The organism is Mesorhizobium sp. M0243, assembly GCF_040321775.1.
Lineage (GTDB): Bacteria > Pseudomonadota > Alphaproteobacteria > Rhizobiales > Rhizobiaceae > Mesorhizobium.
In genome coordinates, this window is the sequence record NZ_JAMYSF010000002.1 from 88,749 (window position 1) to 111,112 (window position 22,364).

A 22,364-nucleotide genomic window follows, 5' to 3' on the forward strand; every position below is an offset into this window, starting at 1 on the left:
ATGATAAAGAGGAACGATTATGCGTACCCTGATTGGCGCCATTGCCGCCACGCTGCTGCTTTCCACCGCCGCTTTCGCCGGCCAGACAGAAGGCCTGATCAAGAAGGTCGACAAGGACGCGCTGACGCTGACTCTGGATGACGGCAAGTCCTACAAGCTGAATGCAGAGACCGATCTCGACGCGCTGAAGCCGGGCATGGACATCGTCATTGCCTACGATGTGACCAATGGCGAAAACGTCATCACCGACATGGAACTGCCGGACAGCTCTGCCAACTAGAGCTTCCAACCTCAATTGAATGCAGTGTTTGCGGTTCAGCTTTCGCCGAGCCGTGTGCGAACTGGCCTAAAGCCACTCCAGACTCTTGCCTTCGAGCTTGAGCAGGCGATCCTGCGGTATTTCCAGGTTCGCTGCCTCGTCCTCGGCCAGCCCCAGAACGAAGCGAAACAAGGTGCGCATGACGCCGCCATGGGTCACGCATATCGTCTGGCGTTCGATCTCGTCGAAGCATGGCCTCACCCGTTCGAGCAGCATCTGATAGCTCTCGGCGCCTTCGCCGGGCGGCTGAAAGTTCCACTTGTCCAGAGCCCGCGTCATGCTCGCTCCGGGATACCGTGTCTCGAGCTCGGGAAAGGTAAATCCCTGCCAGTCGCCGAAATTGACTTCGACGAGGCGCGGATCGGTTCGATAGGCACCCGGATCGAGCTCCATCGCGGCGCGAATACGCTGCATCGTTTCGCGCGTCCGTTTCATCGGACTGGCGAGGAAATCGAATTCCCAGGGATTTGGGACCAACGCGGCTAGCCGAAGCCCGTTTCCGGTCGCCTGCTCGCGGCCAAGAGCGTTGAGATCGGTGTCGGCCTGCCCCTGAAGCCGCATTTCGGCGTTCCACGCGGTCTGGCCGTGGCGCGCGATGTAAACCAGCGGGTACATCAGGTCTTCCGGTGCGGGATCGGGACGGACGACGGTTGGCGGGGTGTTAGTCCTTGACCGTCGAAATATCAGGCGCGTCGACGGCCTTCATGCCGACGACGTGGTAGCCCGAATCGACGTGGTGCACTTCACCGGTGACGCCGCGCGACAGGTCGGACAGGAAATAGACGCCGGAATCGCCGACTTCCTCCTGTGTCACCGTCTGCTTCAGGGGCGAATTGTACTCGTTCCACTTCAGGATGTAGCGGAAATCGCCGATGCCGGAAGCGGCAAGCGTCTTGATCGGGCCGGCCGAAATGGCGTTGACGCGGATCTTCTTGGCGCCGAGGTCGACCGCCAAATAGCGCACGCTGGCCTCGAGCGCCGCCTTGGCGACACCCATGACGTTGTAGTGCGGCATGACCTTTTCGGCACCGTAGTAGGTCAAGGTCAACAGCGAGCCGCCATTGGTCATCAGCGCCTCGGCGCGCTTGGCAATGGTGGTGAAGGAATAGACCGAAATGTCCATGGTGCGCAGGAAATTGTCGCGCGTCGTCTCGACATAACGGCCGGTCAGCTCATCCTTGTCGGAGAAGGCAATGGCGTGGACGAGGAAATCAAGCTTGCCCCAATGTTTGGCGACATTGGCGAAAACCTCGTCCAGGCTCGCCGGATCGGTGACGTCGCAATGGCCGGCGACAAAGGCACCCAGTTCCGCCGCCAGTGGCTCGACGCGCTTCTTGAACGCCTCGCCCTGATAGGTCAGCGCGATCTCGGCGCCATGGTCGACGCACGACTTGGCGATGCCATAGGCGATCGACCTATTGTTGGCGACGCCAAGAATGAGGCCGCGCTTGCCGGCCATTAGGCCCTGTCCACCCGCCATGTGAGCGCTCTCCGCAAGATTTCAGCTTTGTGGGTTGCCCTATCGCACAGGCACAGAGCCCCTTCAAGCGCTCAAAACGGACAGTTCAGGGGACAAAAGCCGCCGATCAGCCTTTTTGGCTGCGCAACAGCGCTTCGAACGCGCTATCACCGCCTTCCGGCAGCATGATGCGCACGTGAGCGTAGAGATCGCCGTGGCCGCCGGCCTTTTCCGGCAGGCCTCTGCCCTTCAGCCGCAGGACCTTGTCGGAGCTCGACCAGGCTGGAATGTTGACCGCGAGCCTGCCGGTCGGCGTCTCGACCGGCACCTTGGCGCCGAGCACCGCATCCGCCAGGGCCACCGGCAGATCGGCGTGCAGGTCGCGGCCCTCGATGCGGTAGCGTGGATGTCGGCGCAGATGGATCTTGACCAGCGCGTCGCCTGGCTGGCCCGGCCCCTGCTCGCCTTGGCCCTTGAGGCGGATGGTCTGGCCATCCTCGACATAGGCCGGCAGCTTGACCGCCACTTTGCGGCCGTCGGGGAACATCGCCGTCACCTTTTCGGCGGTCGCCGCTTCCTCGATGGTGACGTCGAGCGTGACGTTCAGATCGGCTGCTGTCGCCTGCTGGCGGCGATCGCCCGTGCCGGGACCGCGCGCGCCCGAAAAAGTGTCGCCAAAAATCTGGCTGAAGATGTCGCTGTTGCCGTCGAACGGATCGCCACCCGGTCGGCCGGAGCGGAATTCGAACCGCGAACCGCCCGGACCCTGTTGCCGGCGAAAGCCGCCAAAGGAATCGCCGCCACCGGCAGCGCCTTCAAAGCCCTGGAATCGCGGCTTTCCGTCGGCGTCGATCTCGCCGCGATCGAAAGCGGCGCGATTCTTTTCGTCGCCGACGATCTCGTAGGCCTGGTTGGCCGCGGCAAAACGGTCCTTCGCCTTGGGATCATTCGGATTCTGGTCCGGATGATGCTTCTTGGCGAGTTTCCGATACGCCGACTTTATGTCCTTGGCCGATGCGTTCCTGGCAACGCCCAGCACCTCATAGGGGTCGCGCATGCTTACTGCCCTGGAGTAGAGTTGAGTCTCTGGTTGCCTCCTATATGCGCTCGCATAGGAAGAAATTCCAGTGCTGGAGCAGCATATCAGACGCGGAAAATCAGAGTGCCTTGAAGTCCTGCATGCGCCAGCCACCGGCGCTGGCCAGGCACAGTTCGCCTTCGAACATGGCAACGCCGTCAAAGCTTTCGCGCGAGGCCTTGAAGCGGCGGCAGGTCTGGCCGTTGTCCTTCAATTCCGCCAGATCGGTGATGGAACCGCGCGAGCCGGTATCGGCATTGGCCCATGGGACGGCCTGCCCGCCGAGCTGCTCAATGTCGGCCGAGGAGACTGCATTGCCGATCGTCGTCTGGTCGGAGTCGCGATCCAAATTGGCCGGCGCAGCCGAGGCCGACGTGCTGCTGGTCAGGATCGAGCGGTCGACTTCGGCTTTTTCCAGGCTGAAGCCGCCGGCGCCACACGCGGCAAGCGGCAAGGCGACCGCCACGATCGCGGCTTTCGCGCTGGCCGAAGCGATAACGCTCCATTGCCTGCTGTCAAAAGCTTGCGCGATACGCGACAATCGGCAACCTCCCCCTTGCTTCGTTAAGAATCTTGGCTTTGTAAGATCTTGGCTTCGTGACAATTTGAGAAAAACTATGAGTGACACTGAGTTAACAAGCGGTGACTTTACCGAGGCTGCCGAGCCGTTTCGCCTCTTTGCCGCATGGCTGGACGACGCAACGAAAAGCGAGCCGAACGACCCCAACGGCGTGGCTCTGGCGACCGTCGATGCCGACGGCATGCCGGATGTGCGTATGGTGTTGCTCAAGGGGTTCGATGAAGGCGGGTTTGTCTTCTACACGAATTTCGAGAGCGCCAAGGGCCAGGAGATTCTTGGCAGCATGAAGGCGGCGATGTGTTTCCATTGGAAGTCGCTGCGCCGCCAGGTGCGCATTCGCGGACCGGTGGAGATCGTCAGCGACGCCGAAGCCGACGCCTACTACGCGACGCGGCCGCGCGGCAGCCGCATCGGCGCCTGGGCCTCGAAACAGTCGCGACCGCTGGAAAGCCGCTTTGCGCTGGAAAAGGCGGTGGCAGAATACACGGCACGCTACCCGGTCGGCGAGATCCCGCGGCCAAAGCACTGGTCCGGCTTCCGAATCGTGCCCAGCACCATTGAGTTCTGGCACGACAGGCCGTTCCGGCTGCACGACCGGCTCGTTTTTACGCGCAGTGCGAAGGACGGCTGGGACAAGACACGGCTTTATCCCTGAGGCTCAGGCCTTCTTTCTCGTCATGAACGCGGTGAGCGCGGCGCGGGCCTCATCGGACTTCAGCCGCTCGCGAAAATGCTCGCTTTCCTCGCCGATGCGGGCGACGAGGTCGTCTCGCGAGCCACGCATCAGGTCGCGCGCGATCTTCAGCGCCTGCGGCGGCTTGGCCGCGATCTGCCCGGCCGCCGCCAGCACCGAGGCCTCCAGCGCTGCTTCCTCGACCACCTCGTAGATCAGGCCGGCGGCCTTCGCCCGTTCAGCCGAAAAGCCTTCGCCGAGGCCGAGCAGCGCGAAGGCACCCTGCTGCCCGAGGATGCGCGGTGCCAGCAGGCTCGATCCCGCCTCAGGCACCAGGCCAAGGTCGACGAAAGGCGTCCTGAACACGGTGCGTGGCGTGGCGAAGGTCAGGTCGCAATGCAAATTGAGCGTGGTGCCGATGCCGACCGCGATGCCATCGACGCCGGAGACCATGGGTTTTTCGACCTTGGCCAGGGCCATCAGGAAATCCCAGACTTCGGTGCCGCCGTCGCCGCCGGTGGCGACGACCATGAAGTCGGCAAGGTCGTTGCCGGAGGAGAAAGCGCCGGGCACGCCGAGAAAGACGTGGGCGCGGATCGCCGGGTCGGCGTCGCCTTCGGCCAGGGTTTTTGACATTTTCGCATACATGGCGCGCGTCAGCGCATTCTTTTTGTCCGGCCGGTTCATGCGGATAATCTGGATGGCGCCCTGGCGCTCGACGAGGATATGGTCTGTCACGGTGTTTTCCTTGTGAAACGTCAGGCGGAGACGAGCGTCTTGCCGGCAGCGGCGAGGCTTTCGGCGCCATCGATGACGCGCGCCCTCAAGGCGCTGACCTCGCCGAGCAGGTTTTCGGCAAAGAAACGGCAAAGCGCTATGCGGTTGTGATCGGCAAGAGCACCGCGCGCCAGATAGGCGCCGCCGGCGGCAAGCGAGATCAGCCTGAGATAGGGCGTGGCGCCTGCCAGCGCCTCTTCCGACCGGCCATCGGCCGTCAGTTTTTGCAGGAAGCGGGTCGCTTCGCTGAGATCGCCAAGTGCCGCGTCGAGAGCGTCGGCGGTGCGGCCGAAACCCTGCATGTTCGAGGTCCGCACCGCTGCGGCCATACCAGCCAGTTCGGCGATGTAACCATGCACATGGTCGCCACCGCCGAGCGGCAGCTTGCGCATCACCAGATCGATCGCCTGGATACCGTTGGTGCCCTCGTAGATCGGCGCGATGCGCGCGTCACGATAGAAGGCGGCCGCTCCCGTCTCCTCGATGAAACCCATGCCGCCATGAACCTGGAGGCCGAGTGAGGCAACTTCGACGCCGATATCGGTCGAGAACGCCTTTGCCAGCGGCGTCAGCAGATTGGCACGGTCGCGCCAGTGTGCCGCCTCGTCACCGGCGGAGACTCGGGCCATGTCGATGGCGTGGGCACAGGAATAGCTGATGGCGCGTGCGGTTTGGGTCAGCGCCTTCATGGTCAGCAGGTTACGCTGGACATCGGGGTGATGGACGATAGGCGCCATACCCGTGCCAGTGTAGCTCGCGGCCTTGCCCTGCCGGCGCTCATTGGCATAGGCGATCGCCTTCTGCGTTGCGGCTTCCGCGACCGCTACCCCCTGCATGCCGACACAAAGCCGCGCATTGTTCATCATGGTGAACATGCAGGCTAGCCCCTTGTTCTCCTCGCCGATCAGCCAGCCGACGGCGCCGGGTTCGGCACCTTCGAAGCCGTCGCCATAGATCATGGTGCAGGTCGGTGAGGCATGGATGCCGAGTTTATGCTCAAGTCCGGAACAGAAGACGTCGTTGCGCGCGCCAAGCGCGCCATCGTCGCCGACCAGGAATTTCGGCACCAGGAACAACGATATGCCGCGCGTGCCGGCCGGCGCGTCGGGCAGCCGCGCCAGCACCAGATGGATGATGTTGTCGGTGAAATCGTGCTCGCCATAGGTGATGAAGATTTTTTGGCCGAAGATGCGGTAGCTGCCGTCACCCGCCGGCTCGGCGCGGGCGCGCAAGGCGGCGAGGTCCGAACCGGCTTGCGGCTCGGTCAGGTTCATCGTGCCCATCCAGTCGCCGGAGACGAGCTTTTCGAGATATTTGGCCTTGAGGTCTTCGGAAGCGTGTTTGTCGAGCGCCTCGACCGCGCCCATGGTCAGCGTCGGGCCGATGCCGAAGGCCATGGCGGCGGAGTTCCACATTTCGAGCGCGGCCACGCCGAGAATGGTCGGCAGCGCTTGGCCGCCATATTCCTCAGGCCCGGAGAGCGCGTTCCAGCCGCCATCGATCCAGCGGCGATAGAGTTCCTTCCAGCCGGGCGGTGTGGTGACGGCAGCGTCCTTCAGCACCGCACCTTGCCCATCGCCGATCGTGTAGAGCGGTGCGACCTCTTCAGTGGCGAAGCGGCCGGCCTCGCCAAGAACGGCATCGACCAGATCCTCGCCGAGATCGCCGAAGGTGCCGGCATCGAGCGCCGATTTCATGCCGGCCACGTGCTTGAGCGTGAAGGCGATATCCTCGACCGGTGCCCTATACATGCCGCTCACTCCTCCTGATGCATCGGCCCGCCCAACCCTAGAGCCGGTGCCGCTGCAAAACCACCCGCCGTATCAGCGGTCTCCCACCTTTCCTCAAAAACGGCAACTAAGGCCCGCGATGCCGGGACTACCAAAACATCGCCGCCCTCGCTAATGGCTCGCCCCTACACTTTCCCCACAGCGCGTCAGCTCGAGCCGGGCGAATGATCGGCGCCTGCCTGATCTCCCCGCGCTACGTCACACAGCGTCAGCACATGGGATCGAGTCGATAGTCGCGACACGAGATCGCTCCAAGGACAAACACGCGCCCATCGCGCTATTGTTCGGCGTTCGCGATGCCCATGCCCGAATGCTTCCTGACGTCGGGCGTGTGGCTCGATCCGACGGCGCCGTTGGCGGGCCGTGCCGCCGTTTCGTGGCGCGAGATCGGTGGCCATGGCGGAGCATCCGCGCCGTACTTGGAGGCGATGCGCCATGATCTGCATCACTGCCTTTATCAATGAGCCGAACGTCCAAGCCATGCGATGAACACAGCGAGAACATGGCTCGCGATCAGGGGGGACTACTTGTGGGTGATCCAATCCAACAAAACTTCGATCTGCTCGCACCGACATGCATTGAAAGCGCCAGAACCTATAAGACTAGCCCTATTTACGACAGCAATTGCTGGTTTCGATCAATGTTGCTTCGCGCACCGCAAAACCTCAAAGACCGATGCGGCAAGGGCTTGTATCGGTTCCTATGATTCGAAAGGGAGTACGGCTCTTATTCCATGGCGCCGTTATCTCGGCGGATAGGTGAGATCGTGACAAAGTCAAAATGGACTGCAACGCGATCATGAGCCCAAAATCTGGCAATGAAATTCGCTCGATATGCATTGTCCAAACAAAATTCCTGGGTGATGTCACGCTGACATCTGCTTTGGTCCGCAATCTACGCCTCGCCTATCCCGACGCTTCGATAACAATGATATGCGCGCCTGGCCTTAAGCAATTCATTGTCGCGCAACAGATTGCCGACGTGGCGGTTGGCTTTGAAACCGGGGGCAGAGGAAGGACTCCGCTTAAGCGATTGACCGACTATTATGCCCTTATTTCTGCTCTGCGGCGTCAAAAATTCGATCTCAGCATCGATCTTACCGATACAAAAACCTCACGGATCATGCACCGTTTGACCGGCGCCCCACTTCGGGTTGGCTTCGATCCTCCCGAGCGTCCGTTTAAGTTCTGGGAAATTCAGATGGCAAACGTCCTCGCGCCGCCGTTCGGCCATGGTGGCTCCCATTATCTCTACAGATACCTGTCTCCATTGGGCGCCCTCGGGTTAGCGATTCAAAACCCAACCCCTCGGCTGCAGCCCACCAAGATTGCCCAAGAGGAGTGTGCCAGGCTTCTTTTCGAAAACGCCTTGGCGAAGAAATCATACGTGGCTGTGCATGCGGGCGCGAGGTCCGAGGGGCGTCGTTGGCCGCCGCAACATTTTGCCGCCGTCATTGATGAGATCTACGCCAAAACCGGGCTGCGGTCTCTGATCATCGGTGGGCCTGACGAAAGGCCCGTTGCGCAAAGCATAATTGAAGCGGCAACATCGCCGGTGGCCACTGTCGTCGGAAAGGCCTCGCTTGAAGTCCTTGTCGCGTTGTTGACAGAAGCGGCAATTTTCCTTGGCAATGACAGCGGCCCGATGCACGTTGCAGCCTCTGTTGAAACTCCGGCGGTGGGATTGTTCGGTCTGCAGTCTCCTGATCTATGGGGCCCGTTTGGTATCCCCAACAAAACGCTCCGGCCGCCCATGCCTTGTCCATGTATCGCTCCAGGTGTTTGTAAAGAATACAACCCCGGTGGGGTCTATTGTGTTCAGCGGCTTCAGGTTGCTGAAGTCGCAGAAGCGACACTCGATTTCATTGAGACAAGCGGCTCTCGACCGACCCAAACTACGATGCGCGTAATTACCTAGCATTGATCCGCGACGTCATCGAACTGACGTGCCCCTCGATGCCGTTCGATCACCCACGCGATGCGAGATCGTTTCTTCGGCCGTCTCGTAGCTCACGTCCGTCTCGTCGCCAAGATACTCGTGCAAGCTCGACCTGAACCCATGAACGGTCACGTCGCCGGGCGTCAGATGCAGGATGCCGGTCCTGACAGTGCTTGGCTTCGCGCCTCGCGAGCCGCTAGGAAGATGTACGCCGCATCCCGATACGGAGGCAAGCTGCTCCCGGAGGATGGTCATGGCGCGCACATTTTTTGTAAGCCTCAAATTTGTCACGCGGATTTTGCAATCGGGGCGGCGCGTATTAAGTTCAAGCCATGCCGGATCGACCGGCGTGAGATCAGAACCAGCAACCGGAACCGCCCATGCTTGCCAGACCCGACGCCTATCGCTGCATCGAATGCGGCCTGCCCTATCGAGCGGAGGGGTTCTGCTACCATGGGGGCAGACTGGACCACGGTGCCGCCTACTGGTCGGATCGCGGCATATGGTGCTCCCCGCAATGCTCTCTGGCCCATCACCGCAAACGCGCCGCCGAAGGCACGCTGCGGCAAGAGCCCGCGCCCGATCCGTTTGGATTCGAGCCGCTGATGCGACGCCAGCTTTTCTGAAGCCGGCCTCCCGAAAGCAAATCCTTAACCATGACGGTTCAGGATTTGCCTTTGATCAACGGGGATTCCCTGTTTTGAAAAGGACGGTGCGCCTTCTTCGCCGCACAGCGCTCCTCGCTCTTGCGGCGACGATGGCGCTTTCGACGGCGGCAACGGCCTCGGATTTTTCCGAGCCGTGGAAGAACGCCGACCGCGCTCTGGTCGTCGATGCCTACGAATACAATTCCATCGACTGGGCCCAGCTCGCCACCGACAAGCGGGTCGTCGGCTTCATCAACAAAGCCTCCGACGGCATGCCGCCGGCCTATTTCTGCTTGGGCAACGACATCGAGGTGAAGCTTTGCAAGGCGCTGTGGAAACGTCATGCGGTGACGCGCGAACTGTTCCAGACGCGCAGGGTGGTGGCCAAGGCACTCGGCCTGAAATGGGGCGCCTATCACCTTGCCCGCCCCGGCAATCCGGTCGAGCAGGCCAACAATTTCCTCGATTTCGCCGAGCCTGCGCCGGACGATCTCATGGCTCTCGACATCGAGGGCAATGATCCCTCGCAATGGATGTCGCTTGACGACGCCGAGGAGTTCGTACGCCAGGTGCATCGCCGCATCGGCCGTTTCCCGGTGCTGTACACCAACGGCAAGACCGCCCAGTACATTGCCGACAACAGCTACCGATACCGGCTCCTGTCGCGGCTGCCGCTCTGGTATGCGCGCTACACCAACGACATCGACGTGCATTTCCCGATGGGCAACTGGCAAGGCTACGCACTTTGGCAGTTTTCGGCGCAAGCCAATTGCGGCCGTTTCCGCTGCCCTTACAGGGTTGCCGGCACGCCTAACGACATAGACGTCAATGTCGCGCCGACAGACGCCGCCACGCTGCGCGCGCAATGGCCGTTCGGTGGGCTTATCGACGTGCCGCCGGACTATCTCGCCTCGATACCGCTTCCGGTCTCACGCGAGGCCGGCCTCGCCGGCAATGTCACCATCACCTTTGCGTCTGTGGCCGCGCCGCCGACTTTCGAGGACATGGTTGCAGCGTTGGGCACACGCTGGTCCCGTTTCCGCGACGGCTTCCGCATGCCAGTCGTGAAGACGGTGCCCCGGAGACCGAGTTTCGGCATTGTCCAATATGTCGCCTGGAAGCGGACCGAGCGGCGTTCGCCCGCACAACTCGACGCTGCCTTTGCCTTGTCCGATCCGCTCAGCACCGCTTCCACCGAACTCGATCGCGGCCAGCGGTGAGCCAACGCGGAACTTCAGGTTCCCTGTTCGCGCGCCACGGCCTGCCAGCCGATATCGCGGCGGCAGAACCCGTCCGGCCAATCGATGCGGTCAAGCGCGGCATAGGCTCGTTTCTGTGCCTCGCCGACCGTGGCGCCTGATGCCGTCACGTTGAGGACGCGGCCGCCATTGGCAACCAGCGCGCCGCCATTGATGGCGGTACCGGCGTGGAATATCTGGACGCCGTCGCTCGCCGCGTCTTCGACGCCGCGGATGACCGAGCCTTTTTCCGGTGTTCCGGGATAGCCTCTCGCCGCCATCACCACGGTCAAGGCCGCCTCGTCGCGCCAGCGCACCGAAGTATGCGCAAGCTGGCCGTCGGTCGCCGCGTTGAGCAGGACCAGCAGATCGTCCTTCAGCCGCATCATCAGCACCTGGCATTCCGGGTCGCCGAAACGGGTGTTGTATTCGATCAGCCTCGGTCCCTTGTCGGTGATCATCAGCCCGGCAAACAGCACGCCGGAGAACGGCGCGCCAAGTTCGGCCATGCCGCGCATGGTCGGCTCGATGATCTCGCGCATGGTGCGCTCGACCAGTTCCGGCGTCATCACCGGGGCCGGCGAATAGGCGCCCATACCGCCTGTGTTGGGGCCAGTGTCGCCATCGCCGACGCGCTTGTGGTCCTGCGCGGTGCCGAAGGGCAGCGCGGTGTTATCGTCGCAGAGGCAGAAGAAGCTCGCCTCCTCGCCGGTCATGAATTCCTCGACCACAACTTCCGCGCCGGCAGCGCCGAAGGAACCATCGAAGCAGGCATCGAGTGCTGCCTGTGCTTCACTGAGCGTCATGGCGACGGTGACGCCCTTGCCGGCAGCGAGCCCGTCGGCCTTGATGACGATCGGCGCTCCGGTCTTTTCGACATATGCCTTGGCCGAGGCCAGATCACTGAAGCGGCCATAGGCGGCAGTCGGGATGTCGTAGCGGGCACAGAGGTCCTTGGTGAATCCCTTCGAACCTTCCAGCTGTGCGGCAGCCTTGGAGGGACCGAAGACGCGGATATTTTCGGCGCGCAGATCGTCGGCAATGCCGGCGACCAGCGGCCCCTCCGGACCGACCACCACGAGGTCGATTTTTTTCTCCCGGCAGAACGCGGCCACGGCGGCGTGGTCGGCTAAATCCAGCTTCACCAGCTCAGCCTCGCTGCCGATGCCCGGATTGCCGGGAGCCGCATAGAGCTTTGTCAGCAGCGGTGATGCGGCAATCTTCCAGGCGAGCGCATGTTCGCGGCCGCCGGAGCCCAGAAGAAGAACGTTCATGGCCACCTCTTGATGCCGAAATTCTGCTCTGGCGGCCATCTGATGGCGTTTTCTGCGCTTCCGTTGCTCACGGACCAAATGTCCGCTCCGCTACGGTTCTCGAAACCACCACCATATGACTCGCCAGCGCGAATTTCGAAACAGTCTCTTGGAGCACCCGCTATTGCTCTCCGGGCGACGGGTCAAGGCATCAGGGTGTTTTGATCGGAATTGCGCACGGGAACGTTACCCCAGCCAGAATATGGGCCTCGAATACCGGCGCTCATATTCTGGCTGCCGCCTCAGCCCTGGTAGACCACCGGAAACCAATCCTCGCGCAATCTCTGTCCCGGCTGCATGCCATGGCCATGATAGGGCGGCGAGGTGCGGCCCGGCCGCTCGACATAGCGCGCATCGTCACCGACCCAGCGCAGCGACAGCGCCCGGCGCCGCGCCGCGGTCATATTGCCACGGGCGCCGTGCGCGGTCCTGAAGTCGAACAGGATGGCGTCGCCCGGCTCCATTTCCCATTCGAGCACCTTCATCGACGGATCCTGGTCGGGATCGGGCACCGGCAGATAGTCGCCCTCGCCGGCATAAAAGTTGCTGTCGTCGAGCCAGCGCACGGGCAGGATCATCTTGTCCCATTTGTGCGAGCCGGCGATCAGGCGCAGCGTCGCTTCCTTCACCGGGTCGATGGGAATCCAGAAGCTCACCGTCTGCCGGCCATCGACGAAATAGTAGGGGATGTCCTGATGCCAGGGCGTCGGCTTCTGCGTGCCGGGTTCCTTGACCAGCACATGATCGTGGAAGAACTGCGCGGTGCGCGACTGCATCACCGCCGCCGCCAGTTCGGCGGCGGGTGAGTCCCGCACCAAGCTGACGAATTCGGGGATGCGCTCCCAGTTGCAGTAGTCATCGAAGAAACTGCCGCGGCCGTTGGCGATGTCGGATGCGGTGGCGCTGCGGTTCTGCATGTTGCGTTCGATGCCGGCGGCAATCGTGTCGACCCAGCCCTTGAAGGCGCCGCGGATGCAGACAGCGCCGTCACGCTGATAGTCGGCAATCGTGGACGCGCCGATCATGGTGGCGTCGATGGTGGCAGTCTGGGAAGCCATGGCGTTTTCCTCTTGGAATGAAGCCATTATCGCAACACCTATTCATTCGGTAAAATAATAACTTTCGATCTGACATATAGAGTGCCTCTATGAGCGTGACCCTGACGCAGCTGCGCTACCTGGTTGCCGTGGCGCGTCACGGTAGCGTCACCGGCGCGGCAAAGATGCTGAACGTCTCTCAGCCGTCGATTTCGGTGGCGATCGACGCGGTCGAAAAGAATTTCGGCCAGAAGCTGTTCGTCCGCCAGCGCGGAAGCGGCGTGTCGCCGACATCGTTCGGCCGCGCCGTCGTGGCCAAGGCAAGGCAGGTTCTCACCGAAACGGACGAACTCGTCGGCCTGGGTTCAAGCAAATCGGCTGTCAGCGGTGAGTTGGTGCTGGGATGCTTCGAGGATCTGGCGCCTTTCTTCGCGCCGGCTTTGATCCGCGCCTTCTCCGAACGCCATCCAGCCGTCAAAATCGTCGTTCGCGACGAGACGTTCGAGACCCTGGGACGACGGCTGGGTGATGCGGCCATCGATCTCGGCCTGACTTATGATCTCAGCCTGCCGACGCATTTCGCCCGCATCCTGCTGCGCGAACTTCGGCCGCATGCGCTGTTGCCGGCGGGCCATGCCCTGGCGGATCGCCCGTCGGTCAGCCTTGCGGATCTTGCCGCCTATCCGCTGATCACGACGGACCAGCCGCACAGCTGGCAGCACATGCTCGACCTGTTCCGCAGCCGCGGCCTTTCGCCAGCGGCCGACATGACGACGAGCTCGTTCGAACTGCAGCGCAGCATGGTCGCCAACGGCTTCGGCGTCGCGGTCAGCTATACCCGCCCGCACGGCGACCGCAGCTATGACGGGCTGCCGCTGATCTGCAAGCCGCTATCCGATCCGCTGCCCATGCAGCGGATCCTGCTCACCTATGACACGCATCAGCGTGTATCGAATGCAGCGCTGGCCTTCGTCGAGGTGGCCAGGGACTGGTTCGCCACCCGCGACATCTTTGCCTCGTGAAAGGCTGACGTGCACCACTCTCCCGCTTGACGCTTGACGGTTTCTGCCGCTGCTGCCACTCCATGGACATGGAAAACATCCAGTCGAAAGCGGCCCAGGGCCGTGTCGCCGATGCTCCGAACGGCCATTGGGTCTACCGCGTGCTGCCGCGCTCGATATGGCCCTATGCGCAGCTTGCCCGATGGGACAGGCCGATAGGCTGGCAGCTGCTGCTGTGGCCGTGCTGGTGGTCGGCGGCCTTGGCGGCAAGCGCCTATCCGCGTCCCGGCGACCCGCTGCTCTCACTGCTGCCGGCACCAGTGTATCTCGTGCTTTTCCTGGTCGGGGCCATCGCCATGCGTGGCGCCGGCTGCACCTACAACGACCTCGTCGACGAGGACATCGACAGCCAGGTGGAGCGCACGCGCTCGCGACCGCTGCCGTCGGGCAAGGCGACCCGCCGGCGGGCATGGCTGTTTCTCGTCCTGCAGGCTCTGGTCGGCCTCGTCGTGCTCATCCAGTTCAACAGCTTCGCCGTCCTGCTCGGCATCTGCTCACTGGCGGTCATCGCCATCTATCCATTCATGAAGCGGATAACCAACTGGCCGCAACTGGTGCTTGGCCTTGCCTTTTCCTGGGGCGCGCTGATGGGATGGGCGGTCGAGTTCGGCGATCTCGATGGGCCTGCCATCATGCTTTATATCGGCTCGATCCTGTGGGTGATCGGCTACGACACGATCTACGCGCATCAGGACAAGGAAGATGACGCCATCGTCGGCGTGCGCTCGACGGCACGCTTGTTCGGCGACAACACCAAGTCGTGGCTGGCAGGGCTTTATGGTGGCGCGCTGATCTGTTTTGCGATCGCCTTCGCGTCGGCGCAGGCGCCGGTGGTGGCGCTGGCCGGGCTGATTGCCGCCGGCGCCCATATGGCGCGGCAGATCGCGGTTCTGGATATCGACAATCCGGACCAATGCCTGCGACTGTTCAGGTCGAACAACCAGGTCGGCTGGCTGATCTTCCTCGGCCTGATCGGCGGCGCTGTGTGGGTGGCGCTGAAGCCGCTGGTTTAGCGGCTTCCCGTTTCAGCATTCCCAGCGGGATCATGCTCAGTCGCGCGAAATAATCTCCTGGCCGTCGATGACCAGCCTGAGACCGAGGGCGCCTGCTCTGCGGCGAGCGAGGAAACGCGGGCGGCGCGTGTTCGAAATCCGCCCCTTGCGCCTATCCTGCGGCGGCAGCGTCTTGATGGCGGCGCCGAGCGATTCTTCCAGGGTGCGGGCGACGCCGTCCGATTCGATCAGCAGCATCGGCAGACGGTAAGCGTCGGCCCAGGCGCGCCAGTCGGCTGCGACATCGTCGAGATCGTCGGCCACAAGCAGCGGCACCGACAGCATCGGGTCGTTGTGCAGGAGTTCCAGGGTCACCGTGACATTGCCGTCCGGGTCTTCCATGGCGCGGGCGGCAACGCCGCGGAACGCATTGGCGGGCAGAACGATGATCGCGGGCAGGCCGCTCATCTCGAGCAGGCGGCGGATCACGGCGCCGCGCTGGTCGATGGTGAAGGTTACATCGCCGTAGTCGTCGCGAGTCGCGTAGCTCACCACTTGCGGCAGGCGGAATGGGTCGAGACGCATGTTGCGTCCCGCCCAGACTGGCTTCAGTCCGGTGTTCATAGAGTGGCCTTCCTGTCTGTCTCCTGAGAGCCGGTGTCCGGTTCTCTCCGGGCCGGTTTTTCCAGCCTCGTTTGTATGGAGACAGTAGCGCGGGCTCCTTACCGCCCCGCTTAAGAAAGTCGGTTAAATTTTGCTGATCTCAGGGATGGTTATCGGAATCCCACCAGCCACAAGATGTCGAAAGGATCAGATAACCTTACCCGGATTCATGATGCCGGCCGGGTCGAAAGCGGCCTTAACCCTTCGCATCAGATCGATCGCCATCGGCGGCGCGGTGGCGATCAGTTCGTCGCGTTTCAACTGGCCGATGCCGTGCTCGGCCGAGATCGAACCGTGCAGGCTGCGCACCACATCGTGCACCGCCTTGTTCATGGGATGATAGAGAGCGAGGAACGCCTCATCGTCGCCGTCGACGGGCCGCGAAATGTTGTAGTGGAGATTGCCGTCGCCCATATGGCCGAAGCAGACGACGCGGGCACCGGCGCTCACCGACGCCACGGCGCCGGCAGCCTCCGCGATGAAACGCGGAATCGATGCAATAGGCACCGAAATGTCGTGCTTGATCGAGGCGCCCTCCGGCTTCTGCGCCTCGGGCAGCAGCTCGCGGAAATTCCAGAAGGCATCGCCCTGCGTGAGACTCGCGGCAATGACGGCGTCGCCGACGAATTCCTGTTCAAGGCCGGCCGAAAGCACGTCCTCGATCAAGGCTCTCGAATCCTCCGATGAACGACCGGACGAAATCTGCATCAGCACGTACCACGGCCAGTCCTCGATCAGCGGCCGCACCACGCCCTGGGCATGCGCCAGCGTGAAATCATAGGGCCGCTTGCCGATCAGTTCGAAAGCGGTGAGTGCTGCCCCGGCACGATCCATGGCCAGGCTGAACAGCGAAAGTGCTGCCTCTGGCGACGACAGGCCGGCGAAGGCGACTTCGCGCCCCTTCGGCTTCGGGAACAGTTTGAGCACGGCGGCGGTGATGACGCCGAGCGTGCCTTCGGCACCGACGAACAGGTTTTTCAGATCGTAGCCGGTGTTGTCCTTCTTCAGCTTGCGCAGGTCGTCGAACACCTCGCCGGTCGGCAGCACCACCTCGACACCGAGACAGAGTTCGCGCGCATTGCCATAGGCAAGCACGCCGGTGCCGCCGGCATTGGAGGAAAGATTGCCGCCGATCTGGCAGGAGCCTTGCGCGGCCAGCGACAGTGGGAACAGCCGGTCGGCGGCGTCGGCCGCCTCCTGCAGCGTCTGCAGGATGACACCGGCCTCGACCGTCACCGTGTTGGACAAGACATCGATTTCACGGATGCGGTTCAGCCGCGACAGCGACAGGACGATTTCGCGCCCGGACCTGTCCGGCACCTGGGCACCGACCAACCCGGTGTTACCGCTTTGCGGCACGATTGGCGTGCCTGTCTCGGTCGCCAGCCGCATGATCCGGCTGACTTCGTCGACGCTGCCCGGCCGCAGCACCAACGATGTCGCGCCGTGCCAGAGCCCCCGTCGCTCAATGAGGTAGGGCGCGATATCGCGCTCGTCGCGCAGTGCATATTTGTCGCCGACGATCGCCGTGAAGCGATCTATGAGAGCGGGATCGAGTGTCTCTGTGATTTCGGTCATGGGGGAAAACTATGTTGCGGGTTGTGGATGTCACGAGGCGCGGCGGCACGCGACAGCCGATCGTTGATCGCTTCGCCGAGCCCGTCGAAGGGAATAGGCTCGACGGCGATGGTCCGCGCGCCGCTGCGGTCGAGCTCCTGCATATAGGCGAACAGATTGCTCGCCGCTTCGCGCAGGTCCCCGGTTTCGGATAAATTGAGGAAGGCTTCGGCGCGGCGCCAGCCTTGCGCCCTCTGGCTGCCGAAGCCGAGCAAAGCCTCGCCCTCGCCGACCGTGCCGGCATGGAGCCGCATCGCAGCACCTGGCGCATAGTGCGAGGCAAGCATGCCCGGCGCCTCGATACCGGCGATGCCGCCGCGCAACAATTCCATGCCGATGGCCGCCTCGATCTCCGCGGCGGCGATGCCGCCGGGCCTCAGCAGCCGCAATCTGTCCCCCTCGGCCTTGAGAATCGTCGATTCCAGCCCGACCGGCGTCGCCCCGCCATCGACCACCAGCTTTATCCGCGCGCCGAGATCGGCCGCCACCGCTTGCGCGGTCGTCGCGCTGATCCTGCCGGATGAATTGGCGCTGGGCGCGGCAAGCGGGCGGCCGAGCCTGGCGATCAGGTCGCCGCCAAAGCCCCTCGGCATGCGCAAGGCAATCGTATCGAGCCCGGCGGTGACCAGCGGATGGATGCCGTTGCCGGGCCGTTGCGGCAGCACCAGCGTCAGCGGACCTGGCCAGAATGCCAGCGCCAGTTTCCTGGACAGCGGATCGAACATCGCGAGGCGCTCTGCCATCGCCATGTCTGCGACATGGGCAATCAGCGGGTTGAAGCGTGGCCGGCCCTTGGCCTCGAAGATGCGCGCCACGCCGATGCCGTTGGTGGCGTCGCCGGCCAGCCCGTAGACGGTTTCCGTCGGGATGGCGACGACATCGCCCTCCCTGAGCAGCGCCAGCGCCCGCTCCAGCGCCTCGCCCGAGCCAAGTATTTCAGCCACTCTCGTCACCTCACAGATGCGGGGTGCGTAGTACGATGGCGGCCGTTGGGCAAGTCGGCTGTTGGGTAACCGATTGTTGGCGAGCAGGAGCATTGGCGATTTATCAATCCCTAAAATGCTATGTTTCCACGAAAGCCGGCATCAATTCCGGCCTGCTATCGAACAGCTTCTGGGCAAAGGGGAGCGATATCAGTGTCTGCGCGTATCTTGCTGGGTATCATTCTTGCTGCTGCGGCCGGCGAAGCCCAGGCGTCATCCCTGGTTTTTCCAGGCACGCCATCCTCCACACCATCGATCGTCAGGATCGGCGCCCCCAACCAGCCTGGAACCGCCGATGCAGTCAACGCCAGCGATGCGCGGTCGGTGGTGGCAAAAGGGGAAGCGCAGCCCGACGTCACCGATGAAAAGGTGGCGGCGATCCCGGACAAGCCCGCGACCGGGCACGGCTTCCAGCCGGGCCCGATGGTCATTCGTGGCGGCGTTACCGGTCCCGACTTCCCGGCACCGGCGCCAACCGCTGCACCAGCGACAGGTACTGCGCCGGCCGCTGGCACGGCGCCGGCAACGGCCACCGCCTCCGCAGCCCCTTCGGGGACCGAGAACCAACCCACCCCGCCGAGTCCCCCGGCGCCGGCTGCAGGTCAGCGCATGCCTCCCAACGGCTACACCAAATAGCCCCGGCTTGAAGACAGGCTGACATCGATGGCGTGACTTGACGGCGGTCTGGCGACCGGCGCACCATTGCCAAGCAAACCCCGTTTCGGTTTATGTCAGCCGCAGGACGCCATCGCCTGTATTTCGCCAGGCGGTTTTGGCAGACGGGATTTCATCACTAGGGGGTAAAGGGGGGGACCATGAGAAAAGCTGGAATCGTAACCGGGGCTGGCCTTCTGCTGGCGTCACTGCTTGGCGTCGTCGCAGCTCACGCCGACGACATGCTGGGATCTTATGTCGCGCGCATTTCCGATCGCGACCATCAGGCGAGTGACGGCTATGCGCTGGACAATGCCGCGCAGATGGTGCGGCAGGACCGCGCCAACTGGCACAAATTCCACCGCCGTGACAGCGACGACGAGGGTGATGGCTGGTTCAGGACCAACGGCCAGCGCGCCGACCTGCAACGCATGCTGGAACGCGGCGGCGCGATGAGTTCCTCGACCAAGCGCGCCATCGTCAATGGCGAACCGCTGATCCAGGTCGATGTCTACGAAAACAGCGTGCGCGTCAGCATTCTCGAGAACTGACCGGGCCGTCGCCCGGGGCGGCTGACAGTCGGCTTCGGGGACGACTGACAGGAAAAGGCGGCGCCTCAGCACCGCCTTGCCATCGATGGAACCGGCGGCTGAAAAAATCAGGCCGCTTTTTCCTTGTCATCGTCTTCTTCGGACTCGTCGCCTTCAGCCTTCACGCTATCCTCGGCGTCGTCTTCGTCTTCGTCCTCGTCGTCTTCATCTTCGTCGTCATCCGAGAGCGTGGCAGTTTCGGTGGACTCTTCGCCATCTTCATCGTCGCCGTCTTCGTCGTCATCAGACAGGTCAGCGGCTTCGACCGCTGCGGCGGCGGCATGATCGAGGATGGTTTCGGAAGCGGATTCAAGCGCCTCGGCGGAAGCCGGGGTTTCTTCTGTCACTTCGATGTCGTGATCGGAATTCATAGAAGCCTCCGTGGGGTTGGGGAACATGTCCCTTTTGCCACGGAGAGATCATCGCCATATGACTGTAAGCCGGCTCGAACGGCCGGCGGCAAAGAATATTTTCTTCGCCTTAACCTGCGATCTTCGAGAAATCCGCGACCTGGCCGGTGGCCGCGCGGATGCAGGCGAGCAGCGCCAGGCGGTTGGCACGCACCGCCTGATCCTCATCGTTTACAAGAACATGCTCAAAGAATGAATCAACCGGTTCGCGCAACACGCTAAGCGCCAGCAAGGCGGCGGAAAAGTCATCGTTTTGAATCGCTTCGCCGGCTTGCTTCTCAGCCTGATTCACCGCCGCAAACAGCGATTTCTCGGCATCCTCGCGCAAGAGTGCCGACTCAACGGTTTCGGCGACCACCGTTTTCTTCTTCTCCTCGGCGGCCAGAATGTTGGCCGCACGCTTGGTGCCGGCGAGCAGGTTTTTGCCATCGTCTGTGTCGAGGAAGGAGCCGAGCGCTTCGACGCGGCGGGCGATCTGCAGGAGGTCGTCATTGGGAGATTGGCCAATCTCCCCCCTTGTGGGGGAGATGCCCGGCAGGGCAGAGGGGGGTACTTGGCGCTGAGAGGACGGCGGGACAGCGCCCCCCTCTGTCGGCTTCGCCGACATCTCCCTCTCTAGGGGGGAGATCGGGCGCGAACCTGTCGCCAGCACCGCATCGATCAGGTCGTGCCGAGCGCCTTGATCGCGGAGGTAGACCTTTAGGCGATCGTGGAAGAAGGCCAGGAGGTCGCGATCCCCAGACTTTCCGTCGCCGGCGTGCGCCCGTGCACTCACATAGTCGCCACCCAACTTGACCTGCTCTTCAGCGTGCCGGCGGTCGATCTGGTCTTCAATGATTCTTCGATGTTCAGCTACGATCGAAAGAAGGCTTACCGGCGTCTCGTTATCCAGCACCAGCCTCACCACCCCAAGAGCAGCTCTGCGCAGTGCGTAGGGATCCTTCGACCCGGTCGGCTTTTCATCGATCGCCCAAAAGCCGACCAGCGTATCGAGCTTGTCGGCGAGCGCGACAGCGACCGACACTGGATCGCTCGGTACGCGATCGGACGGGCCCTGCGGCTTGTAGTGTTCCTCCGCTGCAGCGGCGACCGATGCATGCTCGCCCTGAAGCAGCGCATATTTGCGACCCATAGCGCCTTGCAGTTCTGGGAACTCGCCAACGACTTCGGTGGTGAGATCGGCCTTGGCCAAGACGGCAGCGCGCCGCGCCAGTGCCGGATCGGCGCCGATGATCGGCGCCAGTTCCTCGGCAAGCCGCGCAATCCGCTCCACCCGTTCGCCTTGCGTGCCGAGCTTGGCGTGGAAAGTCACGCCGAGATGGTCGAGGCGGGCCATGCGCTGGTCGAGCGGCTTCTTGAGATCAAGCCCGAATTTTTCCGCCGATGCCTCGAGCTCACGCAGGTCAGGCAAGTCGCCCTGGTCGGTCGTCCAGAAATAGAGCGCATCGGACAGGCGGGCGCGCACCACCTTGCCATTGCCGTGGGCGATCTCCTTGCCGCCATCCCTCGCTTCGATATTGGCGGTGAGGATGAAGCGATTGGAAAGCGCGTCGTCGAAACCCTGCGGCCGCGTCACAAAGCATTTCTGGTTGGCGCGAATGGTCAGCCGGATCACTTCGGCTGGAATGGCGAGGAATGCCTCCTCGAACTCGCCCATCAGCACGACCGGCCATTCGACCAGCCCGGACACTTCCTCCAGCAGCCCTTCGTCCTCAACCAGATCAAGCCCGTTGGCGAAGGCGAGATTGCGGGCATCGGCAAGGATGATCTCCTTGCGCCGGTCGGCATCGAGCACGACCTTGGCCGCTTCCAGCTTGGAGACATAGTCGTCGAAGCGGCGCACCGTAATGGCATCAGGCGCATGGAAGCGGTGGCCATAGGTGATGTTGCCGGAGCGGATGCCGTCGATCTCGAAATCGACCACGACAGGCTCCTCTGTTTCCGGGCCGAAGGTGCACAGGATCGATTGCAGCGGCCGTACCCAGCGCAGTGAACCGGGCTTGGCCGAGGCCGGCCCCCAGCGCATCGATTTCGGCCACGGAAAATTGCGGATGATGCCCGGCACCAGTTCGGCGATGATCTCCTCCGCCGCCCTGCCCGGCTTCGAAATGTGGGCGACATAAAAATCGCCTTTCTTCGGATCGGAATGGACATGCGCCTCGGCGATCGAGGAAAGTCCGGCCTTGCGCAGGAAACCCTGGACCGCCTGTTCAGACGCCGATGTCGAAGGCCCCTTGATCTCTTCGCTTATATCCTTCGAGCGTGCGGTGAGACCCCTGATATCGAGCGTCAGCCGGCGTGGCGTCCAGTACTCGCGCGCCGCCTCATAGGTCAGTCCCGCCTCGACCAAACCGTCGGTCAGCATCTTCCTGAGATCACCCGCCGCCTTGCGCTGCATGCGCGCAGGGATTTCCTCGGAGCGAAGTTCTAGAAGCAGGTCAGGCATCGGGGTCAGCTCATGCGGGAGAGTGGTCCGGGCGGGGCATAGCAACTCGGCTGGCTGCTGTCACCCTTTACACAAATTTTGACCGCCCTGTCGGGACGA

23 protein-coding genes are annotated in these 22,364 nt (G+C 62.8%); 10 read left to right on the forward strand and 13 right to left on the reverse strand.

The features are described from left to right. The first annotated feature begins 19 nt into the window (after positions 1–19). Positions 20–280, forward strand: coding sequence for a DUF1344 domain-containing protein (locus NKJ11_RS02490; protein WP_352677116.1), 261 nt, complete (start codon positions 20–22; stop codon positions 278–280). Between the two features lie 66 nt (positions 281–346). On the opposite strand, the gene NKJ11_RS02495 is transcribed toward NKJ11_RS02490, so the two are convergent. The 4 genes from NKJ11_RS02495 to NKJ11_RS02510 all read right to left on the reverse strand — a co-directional run bounded on the left by NKJ11_RS02495 (position 347) and on the right by NKJ11_RS02510 (position 3,397). After that, a complete protein-coding gene (locus tag NKJ11_RS02495; RefSeq protein ID WP_352792656.1) occupies positions 347–934 on the reverse strand; it encodes a histidine phosphatase family protein in 588 nt (195 codons plus the stop codon). 46 nt (positions 935–980) lie between these two features. Next, positions 981–1,799 (reverse strand): enoyl-ACP reductase FabI, encoded by an 819-nt coding sequence (fabI, locus tag NKJ11_RS02500; RefSeq protein ID WP_023808634.1) that lies wholly within the window; start codon positions 1,797–1,799, stop codon positions 981–983. Between the two features lie 106 nt (positions 1,800–1,905). Continuing rightward, positions 1,906–2,835 (reverse strand): DnaJ C-terminal domain-containing protein, encoded by a 930-nt coding sequence (locus tag NKJ11_RS02505; RefSeq protein ID WP_352792657.1) that lies wholly within the window; start codon positions 2,833–2,835, stop codon positions 1,906–1,908. A 100-nt stretch (positions 2,836–2,935) separates the two neighbouring features. Beyond that, complete coding sequence (locus NKJ11_RS02510) at positions 2,936–3,397, reverse strand: RT0821/Lpp0805 family surface protein (RefSeq protein WP_023808636.1); 462 nt, start codon at positions 3,395–3,397, stop codon at positions 2,936–2,938. A gap of 76 nt (positions 3,398–3,473) precedes the next feature. On the opposite strand from NKJ11_RS02510, the gene pdxH reads away from it, so the two are divergent. Continuing rightward, complete coding sequence (pdxH, locus tag NKJ11_RS02515) at positions 3,474–4,091, forward strand: pyridoxamine 5'-phosphate oxidase (RefSeq protein WP_023808637.1); 618 nt, start codon at positions 3,474–3,476, stop codon at positions 4,089–4,091. A 3-nt stretch (positions 4,092–4,094) separates the two neighbouring features. Here the strand turns inward: pdxH and NKJ11_RS02520 are convergent, their stop codons facing one another. Continuing rightward, on the reverse strand, positions 4,095–4,847 hold the full coding sequence (locus tag NKJ11_RS02520; RefSeq protein WP_023808638.1) for a crotonase/enoyl-CoA hydratase family protein: 753 nt from the start codon (positions 4,845–4,847) through the stop codon (positions 4,095–4,097). A 20-nt stretch (positions 4,848–4,867) separates the two neighbouring features. Next, positions 4,868–6,637 carry an acyl-CoA dehydrogenase family protein gene (locus tag NKJ11_RS02525; protein ID WP_352609433.1) on the reverse strand — a complete coding sequence of 590 codons (1,770 nt, stop codon included), beginning with the start codon at positions 6,635–6,637 and terminating at the stop codon, positions 4,868–4,870. 335 nt (positions 6,638–6,972) lie between these two features. Between NKJ11_RS02525 and NKJ11_RS02530 the strand changes: the two genes are divergently transcribed. The 4 genes from NKJ11_RS02530 to NKJ11_RS02545 all read left to right on the forward strand — a co-directional run bounded on the left by NKJ11_RS02530 (position 6,973) and on the right by NKJ11_RS02545 (position 10,481). Beyond that, on the forward strand, positions 6,973–7,140 hold the full coding sequence (locus NKJ11_RS02530) for a hypothetical protein (RefSeq protein WP_023808640.1): 168 nt from the start codon (positions 6,973–6,975) through the stop codon (positions 7,138–7,140). A gap of 316 nt (positions 7,141–7,456) precedes the next feature. Continuing rightward, positions 7,457–8,593, forward strand: a complete 1,137-nt coding sequence (locus NKJ11_RS02535; RefSeq protein WP_352792658.1) for a glycosyltransferase family 9 protein — start codon at positions 7,457–7,459, stop codon at positions 8,591–8,593. Positions 8,594–8,994: 401 nt separating this feature from the next. Further along, positions 8,995–9,240, forward strand: a complete 246-nt coding sequence (locus tag NKJ11_RS02540; RefSeq protein WP_352609429.1) for a hypothetical protein — start codon at positions 8,995–8,997, stop codon at positions 9,238–9,240. A gap of 131 nt (positions 9,241–9,371) precedes the next feature. Next, positions 9,372–10,481, forward strand: coding sequence for a glycoside hydrolase family 25 protein (locus NKJ11_RS02545; protein ID WP_352609468.1), 1,110 nt, complete (start codon positions 9,372–9,374; stop codon positions 10,479–10,481). Between the two features lie 14 nt (positions 10,482–10,495). Here the strand turns inward: NKJ11_RS02545 and purD are convergent, their stop codons facing one another. Next, positions 10,496–11,773 carry a phosphoribosylamine--glycine ligase gene (gene purD / locus NKJ11_RS02550; protein WP_023808644.1) on the reverse strand — a complete coding sequence of 426 codons (1,278 nt, stop codon included), beginning with the start codon at positions 11,771–11,773 and terminating at the stop codon, positions 10,496–10,498. Positions 11,774–12,054: 281 nt separating this feature from the next. After that, positions 12,055–12,870: a phytanoyl-CoA dioxygenase family protein gene (locus tag NKJ11_RS02555; RefSeq protein ID WP_352609426.1), complete on the reverse strand. Its 816-nt coding sequence runs from the start codon at positions 12,868–12,870 to the stop codon at positions 12,055–12,057. 89 nt (positions 12,871–12,959) lie between these two features. Between NKJ11_RS02555 and NKJ11_RS02560 the strand changes: the two genes are divergently transcribed. Both NKJ11_RS02560 and ubiA read left to right on the forward strand, forming a co-directional pair. Further along, positions 12,960–13,871, forward strand: coding sequence for a LysR family transcriptional regulator (locus tag NKJ11_RS02560; RefSeq protein WP_352609424.1), 912 nt, complete (start codon positions 12,960–12,962; stop codon positions 13,869–13,871). Positions 13,872–13,939: 68 nt separating this feature from the next. Continuing rightward, the gene (ubiA, locus tag NKJ11_RS02565) at positions 13,940–14,923 is read left to right on the forward strand and encodes a 4-hydroxybenzoate octaprenyltransferase (RefSeq protein WP_023808647.1); all 984 of its coding nucleotides are present in this window, start codon (positions 13,940–13,942) and stop codon (positions 14,921–14,923) included. A gap of 36 nt (positions 14,924–14,959) precedes the next feature. Here ubiA and NKJ11_RS02570 read toward each other — a convergent pair whose 3' ends face one another. The 3 genes from NKJ11_RS02570 to NKJ11_RS02580 all read right to left on the reverse strand — a co-directional run bounded on the left by NKJ11_RS02570 (position 14,960) and on the right by NKJ11_RS02580 (position 18,126). Then, on the reverse strand, positions 14,960–15,526 hold the full coding sequence (locus NKJ11_RS02570; RefSeq protein WP_023808648.1) for a DUF6101 family protein: 567 nt from the start codon (positions 15,524–15,526) through the stop codon (positions 14,960–14,962). A 186-nt stretch (positions 15,527–15,712) separates the two neighbouring features. Beyond that, positions 15,713–17,143 (reverse strand): FAD-binding oxidoreductase, encoded by a 1,431-nt coding sequence (locus NKJ11_RS02575; RefSeq protein WP_352609422.1) that lies wholly within the window; start codon positions 17,141–17,143, stop codon positions 15,713–15,715. Next, on the reverse strand, positions 17,140–18,126 hold the full coding sequence (locus NKJ11_RS02580) for an L-threonylcarbamoyladenylate synthase (RefSeq protein ID WP_352792659.1): 987 nt from the start codon (positions 18,124–18,126) through the stop codon (positions 17,140–17,142). The genes NKJ11_RS02575 and NKJ11_RS02580 overlap by 4 nt, the downstream gene beginning before the upstream one ends. A 192-nt stretch (positions 18,127–18,318) precedes the next feature. Here NKJ11_RS02580 and NKJ11_RS02585 point away from each other — a divergent pair, with 192 nt between their 5' ends. Continuing rightward, positions 18,319–18,801: a hypothetical protein gene (locus NKJ11_RS02585; protein ID WP_128302477.1), complete on the forward strand. Its 483-nt coding sequence runs from the start codon at positions 18,319–18,321 to the stop codon at positions 18,799–18,801. Between the two features lie 179 nt (positions 18,802–18,980). Next, a complete protein-coding gene (locus tag NKJ11_RS02590) occupies positions 18,981–19,370 on the forward strand; it encodes a hypothetical protein (RefSeq protein WP_023808652.1) in 390 nt (129 codons plus the stop codon). A 107-nt stretch (positions 19,371–19,477) separates the two neighbouring features. Here NKJ11_RS02590 and NKJ11_RS02595 read toward each other — a convergent pair whose 3' ends face one another. Together NKJ11_RS02595 and glyS are read right to left on the reverse strand one after the other, a co-directional pair. Then, a complete protein-coding gene (locus NKJ11_RS02595; RefSeq protein ID WP_128302476.1) occupies positions 19,478–19,780 on the reverse strand; it encodes an ATPase in 303 nt (100 codons plus the stop codon). Between the two features lie 109 nt (positions 19,781–19,889). Next, positions 19,890–22,265: a glycine--tRNA ligase subunit beta gene (glyS, locus tag NKJ11_RS02600; RefSeq protein ID WP_352792660.1), complete on the reverse strand. Its 2,376-nt coding sequence runs from the start codon at positions 22,263–22,265 to the stop codon at positions 19,890–19,892. Positions 22,266–22,364: the final 99 nt, after the last annotated feature.